The sequence below is a fragment of the Streptomyces sp. NBC_01012 genome, from assembly GCF_045162755.1.
GTDB lineage: Bacteria > Actinomycetota > Actinomycetes > Streptomycetales > Streptomycetaceae > Streptomyces.
In genome coordinates, this window is record NZ_CP108688.1 from 7,020,322 (window position 1) to 7,041,688 (window position 21,367).

Sequence of the window (21,367 nt, forward strand, 5' to 3'; positions counted from 1 at the left end):
CATCCTCACCGCAGGGGACCGAGTTCGCCTCTTGTGTGTCGTCCTGTGCGCCGGGCGCGGAAGGCGGGGTGGGCGAGCGGCGCGGCTCAGGAGGAGGCGGGCAGCCGCTCACCGTGCCAGGAGCGCCAGAGCGCCGCGTAGGCGCCGTCGGCCGCCACGAGCTCGTCGTGCGTGCCGAGCTCCGTGACCCGGCCGTCCTCCATCACGGCCACCCGGTCGGCGTCGTGCGCCGTCTGCAGCCGGTGCGCGATGGCGACCACGGTCCGGCCCTCCAGGACGGCGGCCAGTGCCCGCTCCGTGTGCCGGGCGGTCCTCGGGTCCAGCAGCGCGGTGGCCTCGTCGAGTACCAGCGTGTGCGGATCGGCCAGCACCACACGGGCCAGGGCGAGCTGCTGCGCCTCGGCGCCGTCCGGGCGGTACCCTCCGGGGCCCAGGTCGGTGTCCAGACCGTCGGGCAGCTCGTCGGCCCATCCGGCGCCGACGACGTCCAGCGCCGCGCGCAGCCCGGCGTCGGTCGCTTCGGCGGAGGCGATCCGCAGGTTGTCCCGGACCGTGCCCTGGAACACGTGGTGCTCCTGGGTGACCAGGATGACGTGCCGGCGCAGCTGGTCGGCGTCGAGACCGGCGACCGGCACCTGCCCCACGGTCACAGAGCCGGTGCGCGGAGCGTCCATGCCCGCCAGCAGCCGGCCCAGCGTGGACTTGCCCGCGCCCGATGGGCCGACGATCACCAGCCGCTCGCCGGGCCGGACCGTCAGGTCGACCCCGTGCAGGACGTCGCCCCCGTCGCCGTAGGCATAGCGCACATCGGCCACCTCGATCCGGTCGTCGGCCGGTGCGGGGGACGAGGCCGACGGGGCGGGCGCCGCAAGGCCGACGCCCTCGACCCTGGCGAACGAGGCGCTGCTGTTCTGCACCTGCTCCATCTGCTGAAGGACGGTGTCCAGGGGCTGGGAGAGCTGCCGCAGATACAGGGCCGACGCGACCACGGCGCCGAGGCTCATCGCGCCGTGGGCGTGCAGCACCCCGCCGATCAGCAGGACACCTGCCACCGGAAGGACATAGGAGACGTCCACCGCGGGGAAGAGCACACTGCGCAGGAACAGCGTCCGCATCCGGGTCCTGCGGCACGTCTCGATCGCCTCCTGGCTCGCCGCGATACGGCGCTGCTGCAACCCGAGTGCCTCGACCGTGCGGGCGCCGGCGGCGGTGGCCGCGAGCTGCTCGGCGAGAGCGGAGTTGGCGGCTCCCTCAGCGAGGTAGGCGTCGAGCGCCCGGCGCAGGTACCAGCGCGAGGCGAACCAGATGCCGAGCAGGCCCAGCACGCCGCACGCACCGAGCAGCGGGTCGAGCGCGAAGACTGCTCCGAGGATGAACAGCGCCTGGGTGGCGGCGATCAGGATCGCGGGACCGGCGTCCCTGAGGGTGGCGCCGACCGCGTTGACGTCGGTGGTGCCCCGCGTCAGTAGATCGCCCGTGCCGGCTCGCTCGACCACCGCGTCGGGCAGCGCGAGTGCCCGGTCGGCGAACTGCTCGCGGATGCGCGCCAGCGTCCGCTCGCCGAAGCGGTGACCGACGTAGCCGGCGTAACGGACCAGGAGCAGCTGCACCAGCGCGAAGACCAGGATGGTGAGCGCGAGACGGTCCACCGACGACACCGCGGCCCCGTCCCTGACCTCGTCGATGATGCGGCCGAGCAGCCACGGGCCGACGAGCCCGGCAGCGGCGGCCAGCGCGTTGAGGGCGATCACGCCGGCGAACGCGCGGCCGTCCACGCGGATCAGGCGCAGCGCCGCCCGGCGTACCTCGAAGGGGCGTGCGATGGGCAGGGACCGGGCTTCGGTTGCGGAGTCGACGGTCACCGCACGGCCTCCCGGAGCGGCGGAACGGTTCCTTCGTCCGGTCCCTCACTGCCGCTGTAGCCGTCGCCGCCGCGTGACACCAGGAGGCGGTAGCCCCGCTGTCCGTCCAGGAGTTCACGGTGGCTGCCGACGGCGGCGACGGAGCCGTCGACGAGGTAGTACACGGTGTCCGCCTGGTCCAGCAGGAGCGGTGAGGTGCTCGTGACGACCGTCGTACGGCCCGACCGTGCGGCCCGCAGCCGGGCCGAGACCGCAGCCTCGGTGTGCGCGTCGACCGCCGATGTGGGCTCGACCGCCAGCAGCACCTCGGGATCCGCGAGCAGGGCCCGGACCAGACGGATGCGCTGGCGCTGGCCTCCGGAGAGGTTGCGGCCCTGCGCGTCGATGTGTGAGTCGAGTCCGTCCGGCAGGCCCCGGACGACGTCCTGCGCCATGGCGGCCTCGACCCCTCGGGCGATGGCCTCCTCGTCCCGGTCCCCGGCGCCGCTGATCACCTCGCGGAGCGGGCCGGCGAAGAGATCGGCCTCGTTGTCCGCGACGAGGACACGGCTGCGGATCTGCGTCAGGTCGATCGCGTCGAGGCGTATCCGGCCCCAGGTGGCGGCGGACGGGGTGAACCGGCCGATGCGGTCGATCACCGCCGCGGACTCCGACGGTCTGGCGCTGACCAGGGCGGTCAGCTGTCCAGGCGCCACCTCGACGCCGGACTCCGGGTCGCACAGCGTGGCCGGCGCCCCGCCGGACGCGGCTTCGGGTTCGGCTTCGGGCTCGGGCTCGGACTCGGACTCGGATTCGAACTCGGGCTCAAGGTCCAGGAACCGTACGACTCTTCGGGCGGCGACGAGCCCGCGGCTGAGGTCGTAGCCCGCCTCGATGAAGGCCTCCACCGGCACCACGAGCACCGCGGCGTATCCGTAGACCGCGACCAGCTCGCCGACGCTGATGGTCCCCTGAGCGGCCATACGGGCCGCCAGCCAGGTCACCAGCCCGAGGAACAGGGTGGGAAGACCGACCCCGAGCGCCTGGATCCAACTGGTCACCGTGCCGACGCGGTAGCCCTCCGCGCGGAGCGCCTGCGAACCGTTCCGGTAGCGCTCGGCGTACACGTCCTTGCCACCGATGCCGTTGAGGACGCGCAGGCCCCCGACGATGTCCGCGAAGCGGGCCGCGAGCCCGCCCTGCCGCTCCCGGTACGTCGCCTCGGCGCCCTGGAGCCGCCCGAGCAGGGGGCCGACCACCACGGCGAGCAGCGGCACACCGAGCAGCACCACCACGGCCAGCAGCGGTGACACCGTCAGCATCAGACAGGCCACGACGGCGTAGGCGAGTACCCCGCCGATCCCGGGGCCGGTCATGGTCAGCGTGTTCGCGATGACGGCGACGTCACCGAAGCCGATCGTGACGACCTCGCCGGCCGTGACCCGGCGCGGCAGCGCACCGCCCAGCCGCGTGGCGTGCCCGACCACGACCCGCACGGAGCGGAAGACGGCGTCCAGGCGCACCCTGGTCATCGTGCGATGGCGCATGATGGCCAGCCACGCGTTCAGCACCCCCACACCCAGCAGAGCCGCCACCCAGCCCACCAGAGCGCCACCTCGCCCCGGCTCAAGACCGTCGTCGATGGCGCGCGAGAGCAGATACGGCGGCAGCGTCAGACAGACCATCCAGGCGCTGCCGAGCAGTGCTCCGGCGGCGATACGGCGGCGCTGACTCGTCACGAGCCACCAGAGATACCGCAGCGGGCCACGACGGTCCGGGATCCCCGGGTCCACGCTCGGATGCGTCATACATCGAACTCTAGACCGGCCGGTGTCCCGCGCTCCGGGCCGACCTGTCTCCGGCGAACTCGGCCGCGCCAGGAGCGCCGCCGCTCAGCCGTGCCAGGAGCGCCACAGGGACGCGTACGCGCCGTCCGCGGCCACCAGCGTCTCGTGGCTGCCCAGTTCGGTGATCCGGCCGTTCTCCACGACCGCGATCACGTCCGCGTCGTGCGCCGTGTGCAGCCGGTGGGCGATGGCGATCACCGTACGGCCGTCCAGCACCCGCGCCAGGGACCGCTCCAGGTGCCGCGCCGCCCGCGGGTCGAGCAGCGACGTCGCCTCGTCCAGCACCAGCGTGTGCGGATCCGCCAGGACGAGGCGGGCCAGGGCGATCTGCTGGGCCTGGGCCGGGGTGAGGGCCTGACCGCCCGAGCCGACCTCCGTGTCCAGCCCCTCGTCGAGAGCCTTCGCCCAGCTGTCCGCGTCCACCGCGGCGAGCGAGGCCCACAGCTCCGCGTCCTCGGCATCCGTACGGGCCAGCAGGAGATTGTCCCGGAGCGAGCCCACGAACACATGGTGCTCCTGATTGACGAGAGCCACCTGGGTCCGTACTCGCTCCGCCGTCATCAGCGAGAGTTCGGCGCCGCCCAGTGAGACCGAGCCCTTCCGGGGCGCGTAGATCCCCGCCAACAGCCGCCCCAGCGTGGACTTGCCCGCCCCCGACGGCCCGACCAGCGCGAGCCGGGTGCCGGGGGCGACATCGAGTGACACCTCGTGCAGGACGTCGACGCCCGCGCGATAGCCGAAGCTCACCTCCTCGGCCCGCACCTCCCGGCCGTCAGGACCGATGAGACCGTCGCCCGCTTCGGGTTCGATCTCCCGTACGCCGACGAGCCTGGCCAGCGACACCTGGGCGACCTGCAACTCGTCGTACCAGCGAAGGATCAGACCGATCGGGTCCACCATCATCTGTGCCAGCAGCGCACCCGTCGTCAGCTGTCCCACGGTGAGCCAGCCCTCGATCACGAACCAGCCGCCGAGCATCAGCACCGCGCCGAGAATCGTCACGTACGTGGTGTTGATGACCGGGAAGAGCACCGAGCGCAGGAACAGGGTGTAGCGCTCCCAGGCCGTCCACTCCTTGACCCGCCGGTCCGACAGCGCGATCCTCCGGGCCCCCAGCCGGTGGGACTCGACGGTCCGCCCGGCGTCCACGGTCTCGGCGAGCACGGCCGCGACCGCCGCGTAACCTGCCGCTTCCGAGCGGTACGCGGACGGCGCGCGCCGGAAGTACCAGCGGCAGCCGACGACCAGCACCGGCAGCGCGACCACCACGGCGACCGCCAGCGGCGGGGCGGTGACGGTCAGCGCGCCGAGCAGCAGCCCCGCCCACACCACACCGATCGCGAGTTGGGGCACGGCCTCGCGCATCGCGTTGGCCAGCCGGTCGATGTCCGTGGTGATCCTGGACAGCAGATCACCGGTACCGGCCCGCTCCAGTACGCCGGGCGGCAGCGCCACCGAACGTACGAGGAAGTCCTCGCGCAGATCGGCGAGCATCTCCTCACCGAGCACCGCACCCCGCAGCCGCATCGCGCGTGTGAACACGGTCTGCACGACCAGCGCCAGGGCGAACACGGCGGCGGTGCGCTCCAGATGGAGGTCGGTGACCCCGTTCGACAGATCCTCGACAAGTCCGCCGAGCAGATAGGGGCCGGTGATCGACGCGATCACCGCGACCGCGTTGGCCGCGATCAGGACCGCGAACGGCCTGCGGTGGCGCCGCAGCAGGGCGCGTACGTAGGTCCGTACGGTCGTCGACGTACCGACCGGGAGGGTCGTCGCCGACTGCGGTGCGGCCGGGTCGTACTCCGGCGGGGCCAGGCCGATCATGCTCGCTCCTCGAATTCCTCGACCGTGCGTGCCGTGTGGGCCGCAGGGACCTGGTGCGGACCCTCGGCCGCGAGGATCCTCTCCCGCGCCTCGGCCTCGGTCGCCGTTTCGGCCTCGGCCTCGGTCTCCGTCTCACGGGTCACGACCGCCCGGTAGCGAGGTTCGTCCCGCAGCAGTTCGCGGTGCGTGCCCGCTGCCACGACCGTGCCCTCGTGCAGGAGCACCACCCGGTCGGCGAGGTCCAGCAACAGCGGTGACGAGGCGAACGCCACGGTCGTACGGCCCCGGCGCAGCTCCTCGATCCCGGCGGCGACACTGGCCTCCGTGTGCGAGTCCACGGCGGACGTCGGCTCGTCGAGCACGAGCGCCTCCGGGTCGGTGACCAGCGAACGGGCCAGTGCCAGCCGCTGCCGCTGACCGCCCGACAGGGACCGGCCGCGCTCGGTGATCCGCGTGTTCATCGGGTCGCCGTCCGTGTCGACGGACGCCTGCGCCAGCGCGTCCAGTACGTCACCGCACCGGGCCGCGGTGAGCGCGTCCTCGGCGGTCACGCCTCCCGATGAGGGGACGTCCAGCAGCTCGCGAAGCGTCCCGGAGAGCAGCACCGGGTCCTTGTCCTGCACCAGCACGGCGGCCCGCGCCGCATCGAGCGGCAGCTCGTCCAACGGCACCCCGCCGAGCAGGACCGAGGGCGCCGAGGCTGCGGCAGCGTCCTTGGCCGGTCCGGCTCCGGCGTGGCCGCCGAGCCGCTCAGCCAGCCGTCCCGCCTCGTCGGGGTCACCGCAGACCACGGCGGTGAACAGGCCTTGCGGCGCCATCAGTCCGGTCACCGGGTCGTACAGATCGCCCCGGGGCGCGGCGGTGACGTCCGCGGTCGGTGGTTGGGTGCCGCGGCGCAGGGACAGCACCCGGACCGCGCGCTGCGCGGACGGCCGTGAGAAGGAGTACGCCATCGCGATCTCCTCCACATTGCGCAGAGGGAAGAGCATCAGGGTCGCCGCGCTGTACACGGTGACCAGCTGGCCGACGTCGATCCGGCCGTCGCGGGCCAGCGTCGCGCCGTACCAGACCAGCGAGATCAGCAGAACTCCCGGCAGGAACACCTGGATCGCCGAGATCAGCGCCCACATCCGCGCACTGTGCACCGCGGCCTTCCGGACCTCCTGGGACGCACGCCGGTAGCGCCCGAGGAACAGCTCCTCGCCGCCGATGCCGCGCAGCACCCGCAGTCCGGCGACGGTGTCGGAGGCCAGCTCCGTGGCCCGGCCCGCCTTCTCGCGTTGCAGATCGGCGCGGTGGGTGGCCCGGGGGAGCAGCGGCAGGACGGTCAGTGCCAGGACGGGGGTGGCGACGGCGACCAGTACCCCGAGCGAGGGCAGATAGAGGACAAGACCGACGCAGATCAGCACGAGTGCGGTCGCGGCCGCCAAGAAGCGTGACAGGGCCTCGACGAACCATCCGATCTTCTCGACATCACCCGTCGACACGGCGACCACCTCACCGGCCGCCACCCTCCGGGTCAGCGCCGAGCCCAGCTCGGCCGTCCTGCGCGCCAAGAGCTGCTGCACCCGGGCCGCCGCGGTGATCCAGTTGGTGACGGCCGTGCGGTGGAGCATGGTGTCGCCCAGGGCGATGAGGACGCCGAGAGCGACGAGCAGGACACCGGCCACCGCGAGGCCCCGGCCGGAACGGTCGATGACGGCCTGCACCGCCAGGCCCACGGCGAGCGGGAGGCCCGCGATCGCACAGTGGTGAAGCAGCCCCCAGCACAGGGACTTGAGCTGGCCGGTGAGCTGCTGCCGCCCGAGCCAGACCAGAAAACGGGGGCCGGACCGCACATCGGGATCGCCGGGATCCGAATACGGAAGATCGCGAATCTGCATGACGTCCCAAGGATCGGAAGCGGAGATCCATGACGGACCTCGTGGAACAGGAGGAACTGGGCACTGGATGAACTGGGGAACAGCGGGGGACCAAACCGTGCAAGGTTCGCTTCCTGGCCCCGTGCACGGCAACCGATTATTCGGCCGTGACGGCCGGTTCCGTCTTCCGTGGGGGAGGGGAGCCCCGCCACCTGCCGGGGTTGGCGGGGCTCCGGCCGACAACTCCGGCTACTCCTCGGGCTTCTCGGAGTCCATGCCGGCGCGGGCCTTCCTCCACTCGCCCCGGGTGAAGTCGGGGATCTCCTGCGGCGCGCCCTTGGCCTTGATCGACAGATGGCTCAGCGGCACGGGCGCGGTCCAGGTGGCGGCGTCGTACACATCGAAGTCCGGGACGAGTCCGAGCCGTATGCACTGCATCAGCCGGAACACCAGCATGTAGTCCATCCCGCCGTGGCCGCCGGGCGGGTCGGCGTGCTCCTTCCACAGCCAGTGGTCCCAGTCGGCGTACGCGCCGAAGTCGCCCCACTCGTCGTTCGAGTGGTCCGGTTCCAGGTAGATCCGCTCGGGGTAGTCCTCGAACACCCCTTTGGTGCCGCCGAGGCTGTTGATGCGCGAGTAGGGATGGGGCGTGGAGACGTCGTGCTCCAGGCGGATCACCCGGCCCTTGGCGGTCTGGACGAGACTGATCGTCCGGTCGCTCTCGATGTACGTCTCCTTCCAGCTCGGGTCGCCGGCCGGCATGTGCTCCTTGCGGTAGGCGGCGAGCCCGAGTGAGGGAGAGCCGACACTCGTGATGCTGACGGCGCGGTCACCGCGGTTGACGTCCATGTAGCCGGCGACCGGCCCGAAGCCGTGGTTGGGGTAGAGGTCCCCTCGCATCCGGGTGTGCCACAGGCGTCGCCAGGGGCCCTCGTAGTAGTCCGGGTCGAACATCAGGCCGCGCAGATCGTGGTTGTACGCGCCCGCCCCGTGCAGCAGATCGCCGAAGAGACCGGCGTGCGCCATTCGCAGCACCCGCATCTCGTTCTGTCCGTAACAGCAGTTCTCCAGCTGCATGCAGTGGCGTCTGGTCCGCTCGGAGAGATCGACCAGCTCCCAGAGCTGGTCCAGTCTCAGGGCTATCGGACACTCGACACCGACGTGCTTGCCGTTGAGCATGGCCGTCTTCGCCATCTCGAAGTGGAAGTCCCAGGGCGTGGCCACGTAGACGAAGTCGATGTCTCCGCGCGCGCAGAGATTCTCGTAGTCGTCCTCCCCTTTGGTGTACACGGCGGGTGCCGGCTGGCCGGCGGCCGTCACCTTCGCGGCGGCCTGCTCGGTCTTCTCCTTCACCGGGTCGCAGAGGGCGACGACCCGCACCCCCTCGACGGCGAGGAAGAGGTCGATCATGCTGCCGCCGCGGTTACCGAGGCCCACGATGCCGACGCGCACCGTTGAACGCCGGTCGAAGGGGACCCCGGCCATGGTGGCGCCCTTGCGGGGAGGTACGGACAGAGGACTGCCGGCGTGTGTGTCCCGCGCGTCCTGCGCGGCCGATGCCGGGCCGGCGCCGAGTGCTCCGAGCCCGAGCCCGGTGCCGGCCACTCCCACCGCGCCGGCCGTGGTGCGAAGAACGGAACGACGGCTCAGCGAGCCGTCGTCCGTGGCCCGAGGGTCCTGCCCCTGGGGGTTCTGGTCCTGTGGTGCGTCGTCGTCATTCATCGGGCCTCCAGAGAGGGGATTCGACGGTGCGCATACGAGGTTCAGGGACCCGCGTGAACCGGCGGATCCCTGAACCTTGGTGAGGACCTTGGACGGTGGTGCTGTTCCGACGCAAGGGAAGCGGTTGGACTCCTGTGTCTAAACCATGGACTTCTGGACCCCGCTCCCGGTCCACGGGCAGCCTCCGACGGCCGAGCGGTGGCAGGGCGGTGGCAGGGCGAGTGGCGGAGCAGGCGGCGCCGGCCTCGGGTCAGAGCGTCGGCCGGGTCGCCCGCTCCAGCTCGATCAGCGCCGAGTGGTAGCGGTGGCCCGTCGCCCGGTCCATCCCGATCTCGCACATCCGGTTCGCCGACAGGTAGGCGTCGTACTCCCGGGTGCCGACCTCCGCCGCCTCCTTGGCCGTCGCCGAGTCGGTGAGCTCCTTGTGCAGCATGCCGCGGTCGCCGGCGAACCCGCAGCAGCCCGCGTCGTCCGGCAGGACGACCTCGTCGGCGCAGGCCTCGGCCAGCGTACGCAGCTGTGCCACATCGCCCAGATGCTCCATCGAACAGGTGGGATGCAGGACGGCGGAACCCGTCCTGCGGAACACGGTCAGCGTGGGCAGCAGCTCATCGGCGGCCCAGACCAGCGAGTCGAGGACGGTCAGCTCCTCGTGCAGCGCACGGTTGTCGTCGGAGAGATACGGAACCACCTCGTGCGCCAGGCCCAGCGTGCACGAGGAGGCGTCGACGACCAGCGGCAGCACGCCGCCGGCGGTCCAGCCCCAGGCGGCCTCGACGATGCGGTTGGCCATGACCGCGTTGGCCGTGTGGTACCCCTTGGAGTGCCAGATCGTCGCGCAGCAGGTCCCGGCGACGTCCTCGGGGATCCAGACGGGCCTGCCCGCCCGCGCGGACAGGGAGACGACGGAATCGGCGAGTGACGACGTCGCTTCGTCCTCCGGGCCGGCGAAGATGCGGTTCACGCAGGCGGGGTAGTAGACGGCGCTCGCACCCGCCCTGGTGGTGGGCGGGAGACGGCGAGAGGCGGCACCGGGGATACCGGGCAGCCACTCCGGCACCAGATCCGGGCGCACGGCCCTGCGGGCCAGCCGGGTCACGGCCACCGGCAGCCGGTCGCCGCCATGACGCGTGACGGCGTCCGCCACGCCGATGGCGATCCGCGCCGAGGTCTCGACCGCCTTGAAATACCGCGCGGTCAGCGCCGCGACCCGCTCCTCACGCGGGGAGTGCCGGTGATGCCGGAAGTCCCTCATCATCGCCCCGGTGTCGATGCCCACCGGACACGCGAGCTTGCACGTGGAGTCGCCCGCGCAGGTGTCCACCGCGTCGTAACCGTAGGCATCGAGCAGCCCCGCCTCGACCGGGGAGCCGTCGGGCTGCCGCATCATCTCCCGGCGCAGCACGATCCTCTGACGCGGCGTCGTGGTGAGGTCCTCGCTGGGGCAGGTCGGCTCACAGAACCCGCACTCGATGCACGGGTCGGCGACCGGCTCGACCTTGGGGATGGTCTTGAGCCCGCGCAGATGCGCCGCCGGATCCCGGTCCAGGACGATCCGGGGGGCCAGGACGCCGTCGGGGTCGATGGCCTGCTTCGTGCGCCACATGAGCTCGGTGGCCACGGCGCCCCACTCCCTCTCCAGGAAGGGCGCGATGTTGCGGCCGGTGGCGTGCTCGGCCTTCAGGGACCCGTCGAAGCGGTCGACGACCAGCGTGCAGAACGCGTCCATGAACGCCGCGTACCGCTCGACGTCGGCCGGTTTCGCGGCGTCGAACGCGAGCAGGAAGTGCAGATTCCCGTGCGCCGCGTGCCCCGCGACTGCGGCGTCGAACCCATGGACCGCCTGGAGCGCGAGCAGCGCCTCGCAGGCATCCGCGAGCCGGGACGGCGGGACGGCGAAGTCCTCGGTGATCAGGGTCGTGCCCGAGGGGCGGGAGCCGCCGACGGCGGTGACGAACGCCTTGCGCGCCTTCCAGTAGCCGGAGACGGTGGCGGCGTCCCGGGTGAACGCGTTGGTCACGGAGAGGGCCGGAGTCACCAGGTCGAGGTCCGCGACGACCGATGCGGCGGCCCGCTCGAAGTCCGCCAGCGCGCCGTCGTCCGGGGCTCGGAACTCCACCAGGAGCGCCGTCGTCCCCTGCGGGAGCCCCGCCCAGTCGGAGGGGACGCCTTCGACACGGACGGAGGCGCGCAGGGTGTTGCCGTCCATCAGCTCCACGGCGAGCGCACCCGCCTCGTTGAACCGGGGCACCGCCGCCGCTGCCGCCGTGAGCGAGGGGAAGAACAGCAGGGCGGACGAGACGCGCCGGTCCAGGGGCAGGGTGTCGAAGACGACCTCGGAGATGAAGCCGAAGGTGCCTTCGGACCCGACCATGAGGCCACGCAGGATCTCCACGGGCGTCGATCCGTCGAGGAACGCGTCGAGGCGGTAGCCGTTGGTGTTCTTGATCTCGTACTTGGCGCGGATCCGGTCGGTGAGCCGCTCGTCGGCCTCGATCTCCGCCTTGAGGGCCAGCAGCGTGTCGCACAGGTGCGGTTCCGCGTGACGCAGCAGTTCGTCGGCGTCCGTGTCGGCCGTGTCCACCACTGTGCCGCTCGGCAGGACGAAGGTCAGCGAGGAGACCGTACGGTAGGAATTCCTTGTCGTCCCCGCGGTCATCCCCGAGGCGTTGTTCGCCACGACACCGCCGACGGTGCAGGCGATGGCGCTGGCGGGATCGGGGCCCAGGATCCGGCCGTGCCGGGCGAGAGCGGCGTTGGCCCGCATGACGGTGGTCCCTGGCCGGATCCGGGCGCGGGCGCCACCGTCCAGGACCTCGACCCCCGTCCAGTGGCGGCGTACGTCGACGAGGATGTCCTCACCCTGCGCCTGGCCGTTGAGACTGGTGCCGGCGGCCCTGAAGACGACACCACGGCCGTTGCCGTGGGCGTAGGAGAGGATCGCCGATACGTCGTCGAGGTCCTCGGGGACCAGCACGACCTGCGGCAGGAAGCGGTAGGGGCTGGCATCGGAGGCGTATTTCACAAGGTCGGAGACCTTCCACAGGACCTTCTCAGGACCGAGCAGCGCGGTCAGGTCGGCCCTCAGCCGCGCCGGGGTCCCCGAGGCCTTCCAGCCGGGCACCCGATCGGGGGACGGCGCGCGGGCCGTCCGAGGGCGCAGGGCTTCCGGGTCCGGCTCCAGCAGCGGCATGTCAGGATCCCCTCGACGGCGCGGTGCGGTGGCCGCACCGGGTGCCTCAGCAGCGGCGGCGCTCCGGCATTCCGTCGACCAGAGCGGTGAGCAGCCCGCCGAGCACCTCACGCTGTTCGGCGGTCAACGGGGCCAGGATCTCCTCCGCGGCGGCCTTGCGCCCGTCGCGCATCGAGCGGAGCACCGCCCGGCCCTCCTCGGTGATCTCGATACGGATCACCCGGCGATTGGCCGGATCCGGGGCGCGCCGCACCCGGCCACTCGCCTCAAGGCCGTCGACCAGGGTGGTCACCGCCCGGGGGACGACGTCCAGGCGCTCGGCGAGATCGGCCATCCGGGGTGGGCCCTCGTAGTGCGCGGTCGTCCGCAGCAGGCGGAACTGGGCAGGGGTGATGCCTATCGGCTCCAGCTGACGGCTCTGAATGCGCTGGAGACGGCGGGTCAGCCGCAGCAGCTGCTCGGCGAGCATGCCGTCGGAGTCGGGGGATTCCATGGGGGAACACTACCAGGACCTGGCTCATTGTGTATAGAGGTAACAATGAGCTACGCTCTCAAAAGCCCGCTCATCTGTCAGCTCTTCCCGGACCTCCGCCTCTTCGCCCCGGACCTCCGCGTCGGCTGCCGGCCACACGGGCACCCCACCCGTCGCACGCCCGCCGCACGCTCTCGAAGGAGCCCATGAAACCCGACGAACCCACCTGGACACCTCCGGCCGAGGAACCCGGGCAGCCGCCCGCCGAGCTGCGCCGCATCTTCCGGCTCTTCCGTCCCTACCGAGGCAGACTCGCCGTGGTCGGACTGCTGGTCGGCGCCTCATCGCTGGTGTCGGTCGCCTCTCCCTTCCTGCTCCGCGAGGTCCTGGACACCGCGATCCCTCAGGGACGCACGGGTCTGCTGACGCTCCTCGCGCTCGGCATGATCCTCACCGCCGTGATGAACAGCGTCTTCGGCGTCCTGCAGACCCTGATCTCCACGACGGTCGGCCAGCGCGTCATGCACGACCTGCGCACCGCCGTCTACACCCAGCTGCAGCGGATGCCGCTCGCCTTCTTCACCCGGACCCGCACGGGCGAGGTCCAGTCCCGCATCGCCAACGACATCGGCGGAATGCAGGCCACGGTCACCTCCACCGCGACCTCCCTGGTCTCCAATCTCACCGCCGTGGTCGCCACCGTCGTCGCCATGCTCGCGCTGGACTGGCGGCTCACCATCGTCTCGCTGCTCCTGCTGCCCGTCTTCGTCTGGATCAGCCGTCGCGTGGGCCAGGAGCGCACGAAGATCACCACCCAGCGCCAGAGGCAGATGGCGGCGATGGCCGCGACGGTCACCGAGTCGCTGTCCGTCAGCGGCATCCTGCTCGGCCGGACCATGGGCCGCTCGGACTCCCTCACACAGGCGTTCTCCGAGGAGTCCGAGCGTCTGGTCGACCTCGAAGTGCGTTCCAGCATGGCGGGCCGCTGGCGGATGTCGACCATCGGCATCGTGATGGCCGCCATGCCCGCCGTCATCTACTGGGCGGCCGGCCTCACGCTCCAGTCGGGTGTCACGCCCGTCTCCATCGGCACCCTGGTCGCCTTCGTCTCGCTCCAGCAGGGCCTTCTCCGGCCGGCGGTGAGCCTGCTCTCCACCGGTGTGCAGATGCAGACGTCACTCGCCCTGTTCGCGCGCATCTTCGAGTATCTCGACCTCGAGGTGGACATCGCCGAGCCCGAGAAGCCCGTCAGGCTGGAGAAGATCCGCGGCGAGATCGCCTTCAAGGACGTCGCCTTCAGCTACGACGAGAACAGCGGCCCGACCCTGAGCGGTATCGATGTGACCGTGCCCGCGGGGAGCAGCCTGGCCGTCGTCGGCCCCACCGGATCGGGCAAGTCCACGCTCAGCTATCTGGTGCCGAGGCTGTACGACGTCACCGGGGGCCGGGTCCTGATCGACGGCGTCGATGTGCGCGACCTGGACTTCGACACCCTCGCCCGAGCCGTCGGCGTCGTCTCCCAGGAGACGTACCTCTTCCATGCCTCGGTCGCCGAGAACCTCCGCTTCGCCAAGCCGGACGCCACGGACGAGGAGATGGAGGCCGCGGCCCGCACGGCCCAGATCCACGACCACATCGCCGGGCTGCCCGACGGCTACGACACCCTCGTCGGCGAACGCGGGTACCGGTTCTCGGGCGGTGAGAAGCAGCGGCTGGCCATCGCCCGCACGATCCTGAGGGACCCGCCCGTGCTGATCCTCGACGAGGCGACCAGCGCGCTCGACACGCGTACGGAACACGCCGTGCAGCAGGCTGTCGACGCCCTCTCGAAGGGCCGCACCACACTCACGATCGCGCACCGGCTCTCCACCATCCGGGACGCGGACCAGATCGTCGTCCTGGACGAAGGCCGCACGGCCGAGCGCGGCACGCATGAGGAGCTGCTCGCGCAGGACGGGCGCTATGCCGCGCTGATCCGCCGCGACAGGGGCCATGCGGCCCCGGCGGCGGTCTGAGGCGGGGCGGGGCGGGGTGCGCGGGGCGGTCCGGTGTGGGGCCGGTGTCCCTGGCCGCGTTTCTCTACGCCGCACCGACACACGGCAGCGCCGCCGCTCCCGTGGGACGGGGAGCGGCGGCGCCGTTGTGCGGAGACGGTCAGACGAGCCAACCCACGAAGTGGACGATGCCGGCAAGCAGGTCGGTCAGGATGTTCATTCGGTGTTTCTCCTTGTGCGTGGTGCAAATGTGGGACGCGCGCAGTTGCGGTCTGCAGCCCGTTGTGTGCGCTCAGTAATCATCAGCTGCCGTGGGGTAGTTGAGCAACCAATCCCGGAGCGACCACGCGTTCGAGCGAACACCCGATCCCCTGTTCGTGTGTTCTGCTCTCTTGAGTGCCCAGCAACCGGCTGACGGAACGGACCGCGGCCCGGCCCGCCCGGTTGGCCCCGATCGTGCTGGCGGACGGCCCGTAACCGACGAGATGTACACGCGGGTCCCGCACCGCCCGGGTGTTCTCCACGCGGATGCCACCGCCCGGCTCCCGGAGTTTCAGTGGCGACAGATGGTCGACCGCGGCACGGAAGCCGGTCGCCCAGAGGATCACGTCCGCCTCCACGGTGCGGCCGTCGGACCAGGCCACGCCGCCCGGCGTGATCCGCTCGAACATGGGCAGCCGGTCGAGGACGCCCTGCTCACGTGCCTGCCGTACGGCGTCGTTGACCGGAAGTCCGGTCACACTCACCACGCTCTGCGGCGGGAGCCCGCGGCGTACGCGCTCCTCGACCATGGCCACTGCGGCCCGCCCCTGCTCCTCGCCGAACGGCCCCTCCCGGAACACCGGAGGGCGTCGTGTCACCCAGTACGTCTCCGCAGCCACCTCGGCGATCTCCATCAGATGCTGGGTGCCCGACGCGCCCCCGCCGACGACGACCACCCGCAGACCGGCGAACTCCGCAGGACCCGGATAGTCCGCGGTGTGCAACTGCCGCCCCCGGAAGGTCTCCTGACCCGGATAGCGCGGCCAGAACGGCCGGTCCCAGGTGCCGGTGGCATTGATCAGCGCACGCGTGGCGTACGTCCCCTCGGAGGTCTCGACCAGCAGCCGACCGCCCTCGCCCTCACGTACGGCGGCCACATCCACCGGCCGGTGCACCCGCAGACCGAAGTGCTGCTCGTAGTCGTCGAAGTAGGCGCCGATCACCTCGGACGAGGGCCGGGAGTCGTCCGCGTCCGTCAGCTCCATACCGGGCAGGGAGTGCATGCCGTGCACCTTGCCGTACGTGAGAGAGGGCCACCGGAACTGCCAGGCGCCCCCGGGCAGGGGTGCGTGATCCAGCACGACGAAGTCCTGGTCGGGCCGGTGGCCGGCCCGCAGCAGGTGGTAGGCGGCGGACAGCCCGGCCTGCCCGGCGCCGATGACGACCACGTCCAGCTCTCTCGCCCCAAAGTAGTTCACGCTTCTACCAACCGAGGGCGTGCCCTGGATCTTCCCGGATCTTCCCGGGGCGCGATCCGTCTCGGCGGCGAGAGAATGGGCTCATGTCATCCGACACCTTCACCACGCACCTGCTGAACGTCATCACAGGACGCACCGAAACGGTCCGGGACCTGACCGAGGACTGCGCGCGGTTCCTCGCGCGGGCGGCCCACGGGCGGGACGGCCTGCTCAACGTCTTCGTGCCCCACGCCACCGCCGGGATCGCGATCCTGGAGAGCGGGGCCGGCAGCGACGACGACCTCCTGGCCACCCTGAGGACCCTGCTCCCCAGCGACGACCGCTGGCACCACCGCCACGGCACCCCCGGCCACGGCCGCGACCACGTGCTCCCGGCACTGGTGCCACCACATGCCACCTTGCCGGTGATCGGGGGACAACTGGAGCTCGGAACCTGGCAGTCCGTCTGCCTGGTGGACACGAACGTCGACAACACGGACCGGCAGGTGCGGCTGAGCTTTCTGGGCTGACCAAGATCGTTCAGCTGGGGCGCGCCGCCGGTTCTCCGTACCGTGCGTGCGTGAACGGACCTCCGGCCTGCTGAGGGTGGTCCCCTTCTGTCACTGCACGATGCCGACGGCCGCCGTGGCGGCGGACGCCAGAGCAAGCCAGGCCGGGGGGATCAGGGCCGGTATGGCGTCACCGGCGCGCCGGTGCGCGAGCACGGCGCCGATGAGCAGTGCCACCAGCCCGACCGCCGCAGCCGTGCCCAGTGGCGTCCAGGCAAGGCCCGCGAGCAGCCCGAACGTGGCGGCGACCTCCAGGGTTCCGATCACTCGGAACGACCGGGCGGAGTAGCCGAGATGCTGTGCGGCATGGACGGTCCACCGCGCGCGGAGGATCTTGGCCGAGCCGGTGGCGAGGAACACCGCCGCCAGGGCGAGTGAGAGACCGACGAACGTGTAGTGCACGACAAGCGCCTCCTTGGGCCGGTACGACAGGGGTTAGACGCTGGATGCAGCGGTCATGCCGCCGTCCACGGTCAGGACGGCGCCGCTGGTGTAGGCGGAGCGGTCCGAGGCGAGGAAGGCGACGGTGTCGGCGATCTCGCGCGGGGTGGCGGCTCGGCCTCGCGGGAACCGCGCGGTGAGTTCGGCGTAGCGGTCGGCATCGCCCAGCCGTGCCTCGGCGAAGCTCCTGAGCAGCGCCACGATGCGTTCGGTGTCGACCGGTCCGGGGCTGACACCGACGACCCGGATACCGTCGAGGAGGCTCGCTCCGCCGAGGGTGCGGGTGAACGCTGTCAGCGCGGCGTTGCCGGTGCAGCCGGCGATGTAGGTGGCGTCGAACCGCTCGGCCGACGCACCGATGTTGTTGACGATCACACCGCCACCACGCTGCTTCATGCCCGCGTAGATGTGGCGGGTGAGGCCGATGTACCCGAGCACCTTCAGGTCGAAGGCGTGTCGCCAGGCGTGGTCGTCGAGGGTGTCGAGAGGCCCGCCGGGAATGTCGCCGGCGTTGTTGACCAGGATGTCGATGGAGCCGACCTGCTCGGCAAGGGCGGCGACGGCGTCCGGATCCCGCAGATCGACCGTATGGACCCGTGCCGCCACCCCGTAACCCGTGCTGATCTCCTCGGCCAGGCTGCGCAGAGTCGGCGCGTCCCGGGCAACGAGGTCCAGCGAGCAGCCCTCATCGGCCAGCACCCGCGCGATCGCGGCACCGATGCCCCGTGACGCCCCGGTCACGACGGCCCGGCGCCCGGTGAGGTTCAAGTCCATGCGAGACCTCCTGAGTTCGGCAGAGCACAACGGATCGTCGCGGACTGCCGCGGATCGGCGAGCATTTACGGAAGTCCTTGTTTCCGTTTTTACGGTGCCAAATAACAGAAGTCAAGGTTTCCGTTAAGATCGCGGGCATGGAGGATGCGACGAGACCGCGTGGCCGGCCCTTCGACCCCGCCGTCGGCGAGGCGGCGCTACAGGCCACCCGGTCCCTGCTGGAGGAACGGGGCTACGCAGGGCTGCGGGTCGCCGACGTGGCGCGATCCGCCGGGATCGGGCTGGGCGCGCTCTACCGCCGCTGGCCGGACAAACACACCCTCGTTCTCGAAGCGCTCCGGGGGGCCGTCAGCCACCAGGAAGTGCCGCAGACCGAGGACCCGATGGCCGATCTGCTCGCAGGGCTCGACACGCTGGCCGTGGGCCTGGCGGAACGTTCGAAGCCGCTCCTGGCGGTCGTCCTGTCCGGCAGCGACCCGCAACTGGCCGCGGCGGTCCGGGAGGCGAAACTCGCCCCGCTGCGGCAGGGACACCGCGACCGGCTGCGTCGGGTCCTGGGCGACGTACCGGATCTGGACGCGCGCGCCGACGTCGGACCGGCACTGATCATCCTGGACCTGCTCCTGCACGGCCGTCCGCCGTCCGCCCGAGAGATCCGCGAGCGCATCGTGCCGCTCATGCTCGCCGATCGAGAGCCGGACGCACCCGACGGCGACGGTTGACGGATGGGTCGAAGGTGCCGGCGGCCTTCCGGAATACGTGGGTGCATCCGACGACGAGCGAGCAGGGGACGAGGCTGCCCTGCCCCCCGCCCTTCACACCGGGCGGAGGCGGACGGCCGTGATCGCGTGCCGTTCGACGCCGGTGACCTCGATGGTCCATTGTCCGAGCCGGACGGTGTCCCCGGGCTGCTGTGGCAGCCGCCCGAGGAGGTCCAGGACGAGGCCGGCGATGGTCGTGTACGGGCCGTGGACGGAATCGCCGAGGTCGACCCCGAGGTCGGGCAGCTCATGGACGGGGAAGCTGCCGGGCAGGAGCAATGACCCGTCGGGCTGAGGGCGCACGATCGTCGTGTCGCTGTCCGTCTCGTCGTAGATCTCACCGACGATCTCCTCCAAGAGGTCCTCGATGGTGAGGATGCCGTCGATGGAGCCGTGCTCGTCGACCACGAGAGCCAGCTGCTCGTGGTCGGCCATCAGCCGTCGTAGCGCTTCGGAGACCTTCACGAAGTCTGAGAGGAACGGCGCCGGGCGGGCCAGTGCGCTGACGGAGGCCGTGTCCTCGCCGATGGTCAGGTCGCGCAGGTGTACGACGCCGACGACATCGTCGATGTGCCCGGCGCGCAGGACCGGTGCGCGGGAGTGGCCGGAGCGGGCCAGGGCGAGTCGAGCCTGGGCCGTCGGCATGTCGTCGGGCAGGGTGAACACATCCCGGCGCGGAACGAGGACCGCGCGCACCGGCAGTTCCTGGATCTCCAACGCGCTGGAGATGATCGTGCGCTGCTGTGCGGTCAGGCCACGGTGGCTGATGACCATGTCCCGCAGTTCCTCCGGGCCGGGCGGCTGCTGAGCCTCACGTGGATTGCCGCCCAGCAGGCGCACGATCAGGTCGGTGGCCCTGCCCAGCGTCCACACGGCGGGCCGGGCCGCGGTGGCCAGAAGATCGAGAGGGGTGGCTGCCACCAGAGCCCAGCGCTGGGCGTCCTGCATCGCCAGTCGTTTGGGCGCGAGTTCCCCGGCCACCAGGGTGACGAAGGTCAGCGCCAGGGTCACCAGGGCGATGGCCAGCGGTTCGGCTACCCGTCCGGTGAATCCCAGGAGAGGGACCAGAGGCTCGGCCAGGGACACCGCGGCGGTGGCGGAGGCCAGGAATCCGGCCAGTGTGATGCCGATCTGGATGGTGGCCAGGAAGCGGTTGGGGTCCTCGGTGAGGTGGACCAGCCGTGCCGCCCGGCTTCCCCCTCGGCGCCGCAGACGGCGCAGTTGGCCCTCGCGCAGGGAGATCAGCGCGATCTCGCTGCCGGCGAAGAGCGCGTTCAACAGGATCAGGATGGCGATGAGCGCCAGGTCGAACCCGTAACCGTTCATGGAGCCACCGTGTCATCAGCCAGGGCACACCGCTTTCATGACGCCGCCATCGTGGTGTCGCGGACGGAGGCGGTGTAGCCAGGCAGATCGCGCCCTGCGGGGAGACGAGCGGGACCGTGCATCCCGGCTTCAGCGAGGTTCGATATGGCCCCGTACTACGGTGTCAACGCGGCTCGGTGGGGCCCCGTACCACCGCCACGGGGCAGTGCGCATGGTGCAGCATGGCCTGGCTGACCGATCCCAGCAGCAGCCCGACGAACCCACCACGCCCCCGGGCTCCGACCACGAGCATCCGCGCGGCGCGGCTCTCCTCGATCAGTGCCTCACGGGTCCGGCCGCGGGTCACCCGGTGTTCCACGGTCACCCCCGGGTACCTCTCCCGATGGCCTGCCAGCGTCTCCGAAACCAGACGCTCCTCCGCGCAGGCGAGTTCACCCGACTGGTTCGCATACGGCTCCGCGTCATCCTGCGGCGCGGGCAGGGGCGCATTCCACGTGGTCCACGCATGCAGCGCCACCAGGGACGATCCCCGCAAGGAGGCTTCCTCGAAGGCGAAATCGACCGCCGCGTCACCAGCTGGTGAGCCATCGACGCCCAGGAGAATCCGACCACCGGGAACCGACTGCTCCCGCGCCACGAGGACCGGGCAGTGGCTGTGCGCGGCCAGATGCACCGCCGTCGATCCCAGCAGCAACCCCACGAAGCCCCCCAGACCCCTGCTGCCGACCACGATCAGCGCGGCGTTACGGGACTGGGCCTCCAGCACCATCAGCGGCTCACCCGTGACCACCGCGTTGGTGACCTCCACATCCGGCTCGACCGAACGCGCGCGCTGCACCGCCTCGGCCACCATCCGGCCCATGATGTTGCGCAGCCCGCCTCCCGGAGGGCCCAGCGACGACGGCCCCAGCGCCGACGTCCCTTGCGGCACGTGCATCATCGGCCAGATGAAGGCGTGCACCACCTTCAACCCGCGCCCTCGCAGCCGTGCTTCGCGGGCCGCGAGCTCCACCGCGCTCAGACTCGATGCCGAGCCATCCACACCCACGACAACAGGCGCACTCACGGCGAGCCTCCGATCTCCACATACGTTGCGCGCGACCGGCCGACGGCAGTCACGGCCGGACGCGACGCCCTTCGCCCCCGCCCTTACGCCCCCGTCCTACGCCTCCGGGCTTCGAGGAGGGGACCACGGTCCAGGGTTCCGCCCGGCCGCCCGGTCTCCCTCACCACGTTTCCTCATACGTGCCCGTCACGCCAACGCGGACGCACTCCCGCCCCGCCCGCACACACCGGTCC

At 71.2% G+C, this 21,367-nt stretch carries 15 protein-coding genes; 3 read left to right on the plus strand and 12 right to left on the minus strand.

All coding sequences use genetic code 11. From position 1 onward, the window contains the following. Window positions 1-86: 86 nt before the first annotated feature. The 7 genes from OG623_RS31445 to OG623_RS31475 form a co-directional block, all read right to left on the minus strand. A complete protein-coding gene (locus OG623_RS31445; RefSeq protein ID WP_406150979.1) occupies window positions 87-1,862 on the minus strand; it encodes an ABC transporter ATP-binding protein in 1,776 nt (591 codons plus the stop codon). Further along, entirely contained in the window at window positions 1,859-3,649 is a 1,791-nt protein-coding gene (locus OG623_RS31450; RefSeq protein ID WP_406150980.1) for an ABC transporter transmembrane domain-containing protein, read from the minus strand. The genes OG623_RS31445 and OG623_RS31450 overlap by 4 nt, the downstream gene beginning before the upstream one ends. Before the next feature lie 84 nt (window positions 3,650-3,733). Next, window positions 3,734-5,515, minus strand: a complete 1,782-nt coding sequence (locus OG623_RS31455) for an ABC transporter ATP-binding protein (RefSeq protein ID WP_406150981.1) — start codon at window positions 5,513-5,515, stop codon at window positions 3,734-3,736. Then, window positions 5,512-7,398 carry an ABC transporter transmembrane domain-containing protein gene (locus OG623_RS31460; RefSeq protein ID WP_406150982.1) on the minus strand — a complete coding sequence of 629 codons (1,887 nt, stop codon included), beginning with the start codon at window positions 7,396-7,398 and terminating at the stop codon, window positions 5,512-5,514. The genes OG623_RS31455 and OG623_RS31460 overlap by 4 nt, the downstream gene beginning before the upstream one ends. A 228-nt stretch (window positions 7,399-7,626) precedes the next feature. Continuing rightward, complete coding sequence (locus OG623_RS31465) at window positions 7,627-9,099, minus strand: Gfo/Idh/MocA family protein (protein WP_406150983.1); 1,473 nt, start codon at window positions 9,097-9,099, stop codon at window positions 7,627-7,629. Window positions 9,100-9,349: 250 nt separating this feature from the next. Beyond that, entirely contained in the window at window positions 9,350-12,292 is a 2,943-nt protein-coding gene (locus OG623_RS31470) for an FAD-binding and (Fe-S)-binding domain-containing protein (protein WP_406150984.1), read from the minus strand. Window positions 12,293-12,338: 46 nt separating this feature from the next. Continuing rightward, window positions 12,339-12,785, minus strand: a complete 447-nt coding sequence (locus OG623_RS31475; protein WP_406150985.1) for a MarR family winged helix-turn-helix transcriptional regulator — start codon at window positions 12,783-12,785, stop codon at window positions 12,339-12,341. Between the two features lie 185 nt (window positions 12,786-12,970). On the opposite strand from OG623_RS31475, the gene OG623_RS31480 reads away from it, so the two are divergent. Next, window positions 12,971-14,779 (plus strand): ABC transporter ATP-binding protein, encoded by a 1,809-nt coding sequence (locus tag OG623_RS31480; RefSeq protein ID WP_406150986.1) that lies wholly within the window; start codon window positions 12,971-12,973, stop codon window positions 14,777-14,779. A 281-nt stretch (window positions 14,780-15,060) separates the two neighbouring features. On the opposite strand, the gene OG623_RS31485 is transcribed toward OG623_RS31480, so the two are convergent. Next, on the minus strand, window positions 15,061-16,218 hold the full coding sequence (locus OG623_RS31485; protein WP_406150987.1) for an NAD(P)-binding domain-containing protein: 1,158 nt from the start codon (window positions 16,216-16,218) through the stop codon (window positions 15,061-15,063). Window positions 16,219-16,301: 83 nt separating this feature from the next. On the opposite strand from OG623_RS31485, the gene OG623_RS31490 reads away from it, so the two are divergent. Beyond that, window positions 16,302-16,727 (plus strand): secondary thiamine-phosphate synthase enzyme YjbQ, encoded by a 426-nt coding sequence (locus tag OG623_RS31490; RefSeq protein ID WP_406150988.1) that lies wholly within the window; start codon window positions 16,302-16,304, stop codon window positions 16,725-16,727. A 90-nt stretch (window positions 16,728-16,817) separates the two neighbouring features. Here OG623_RS31490 and OG623_RS31495 read toward each other — a convergent pair whose 3' ends face one another. Then, window positions 16,818-17,168: a DoxX family protein gene (locus OG623_RS31495; protein ID WP_406150989.1), complete on the minus strand. Its 351-nt coding sequence runs from the start codon at window positions 17,166-17,168 to the stop codon at window positions 16,818-16,820. A gap of 33 nt (window positions 17,169-17,201) precedes the next feature. After that, window positions 17,202-17,981, minus strand: a complete 780-nt coding sequence (locus OG623_RS31500) for a short-chain dehydrogenase/reductase (protein ID WP_406150990.1) — start codon at window positions 17,979-17,981, stop codon at window positions 17,202-17,204. 137 nt (window positions 17,982-18,118) lie between these two features. Between OG623_RS31500 and OG623_RS31505 the strand changes: the two genes are divergently transcribed. After that, complete coding sequence (locus OG623_RS31505; protein WP_406150991.1) at window positions 18,119-18,703, plus strand: TetR/AcrR family transcriptional regulator; 585 nt, start codon at window positions 18,119-18,121, stop codon at window positions 18,701-18,703. Window positions 18,704-18,796: 93 nt separating this feature from the next. Here OG623_RS31505 and OG623_RS31510 read toward each other — a convergent pair whose 3' ends face one another. Next, window positions 18,797-20,068: a hemolysin family protein gene (locus OG623_RS31510; RefSeq protein ID WP_406150992.1), complete on the minus strand. Its 1,272-nt coding sequence runs from the start codon at window positions 20,066-20,068 to the stop codon at window positions 18,797-18,799. A gap of 163 nt (window positions 20,069-20,231) precedes the next feature. After that, entirely contained in the window at window positions 20,232-21,134 is a 903-nt protein-coding gene (locus tag OG623_RS31515; protein ID WP_406150993.1) for a universal stress protein, read from the minus strand. Window positions 21,135-21,367: the final 233 nt, after the last annotated feature.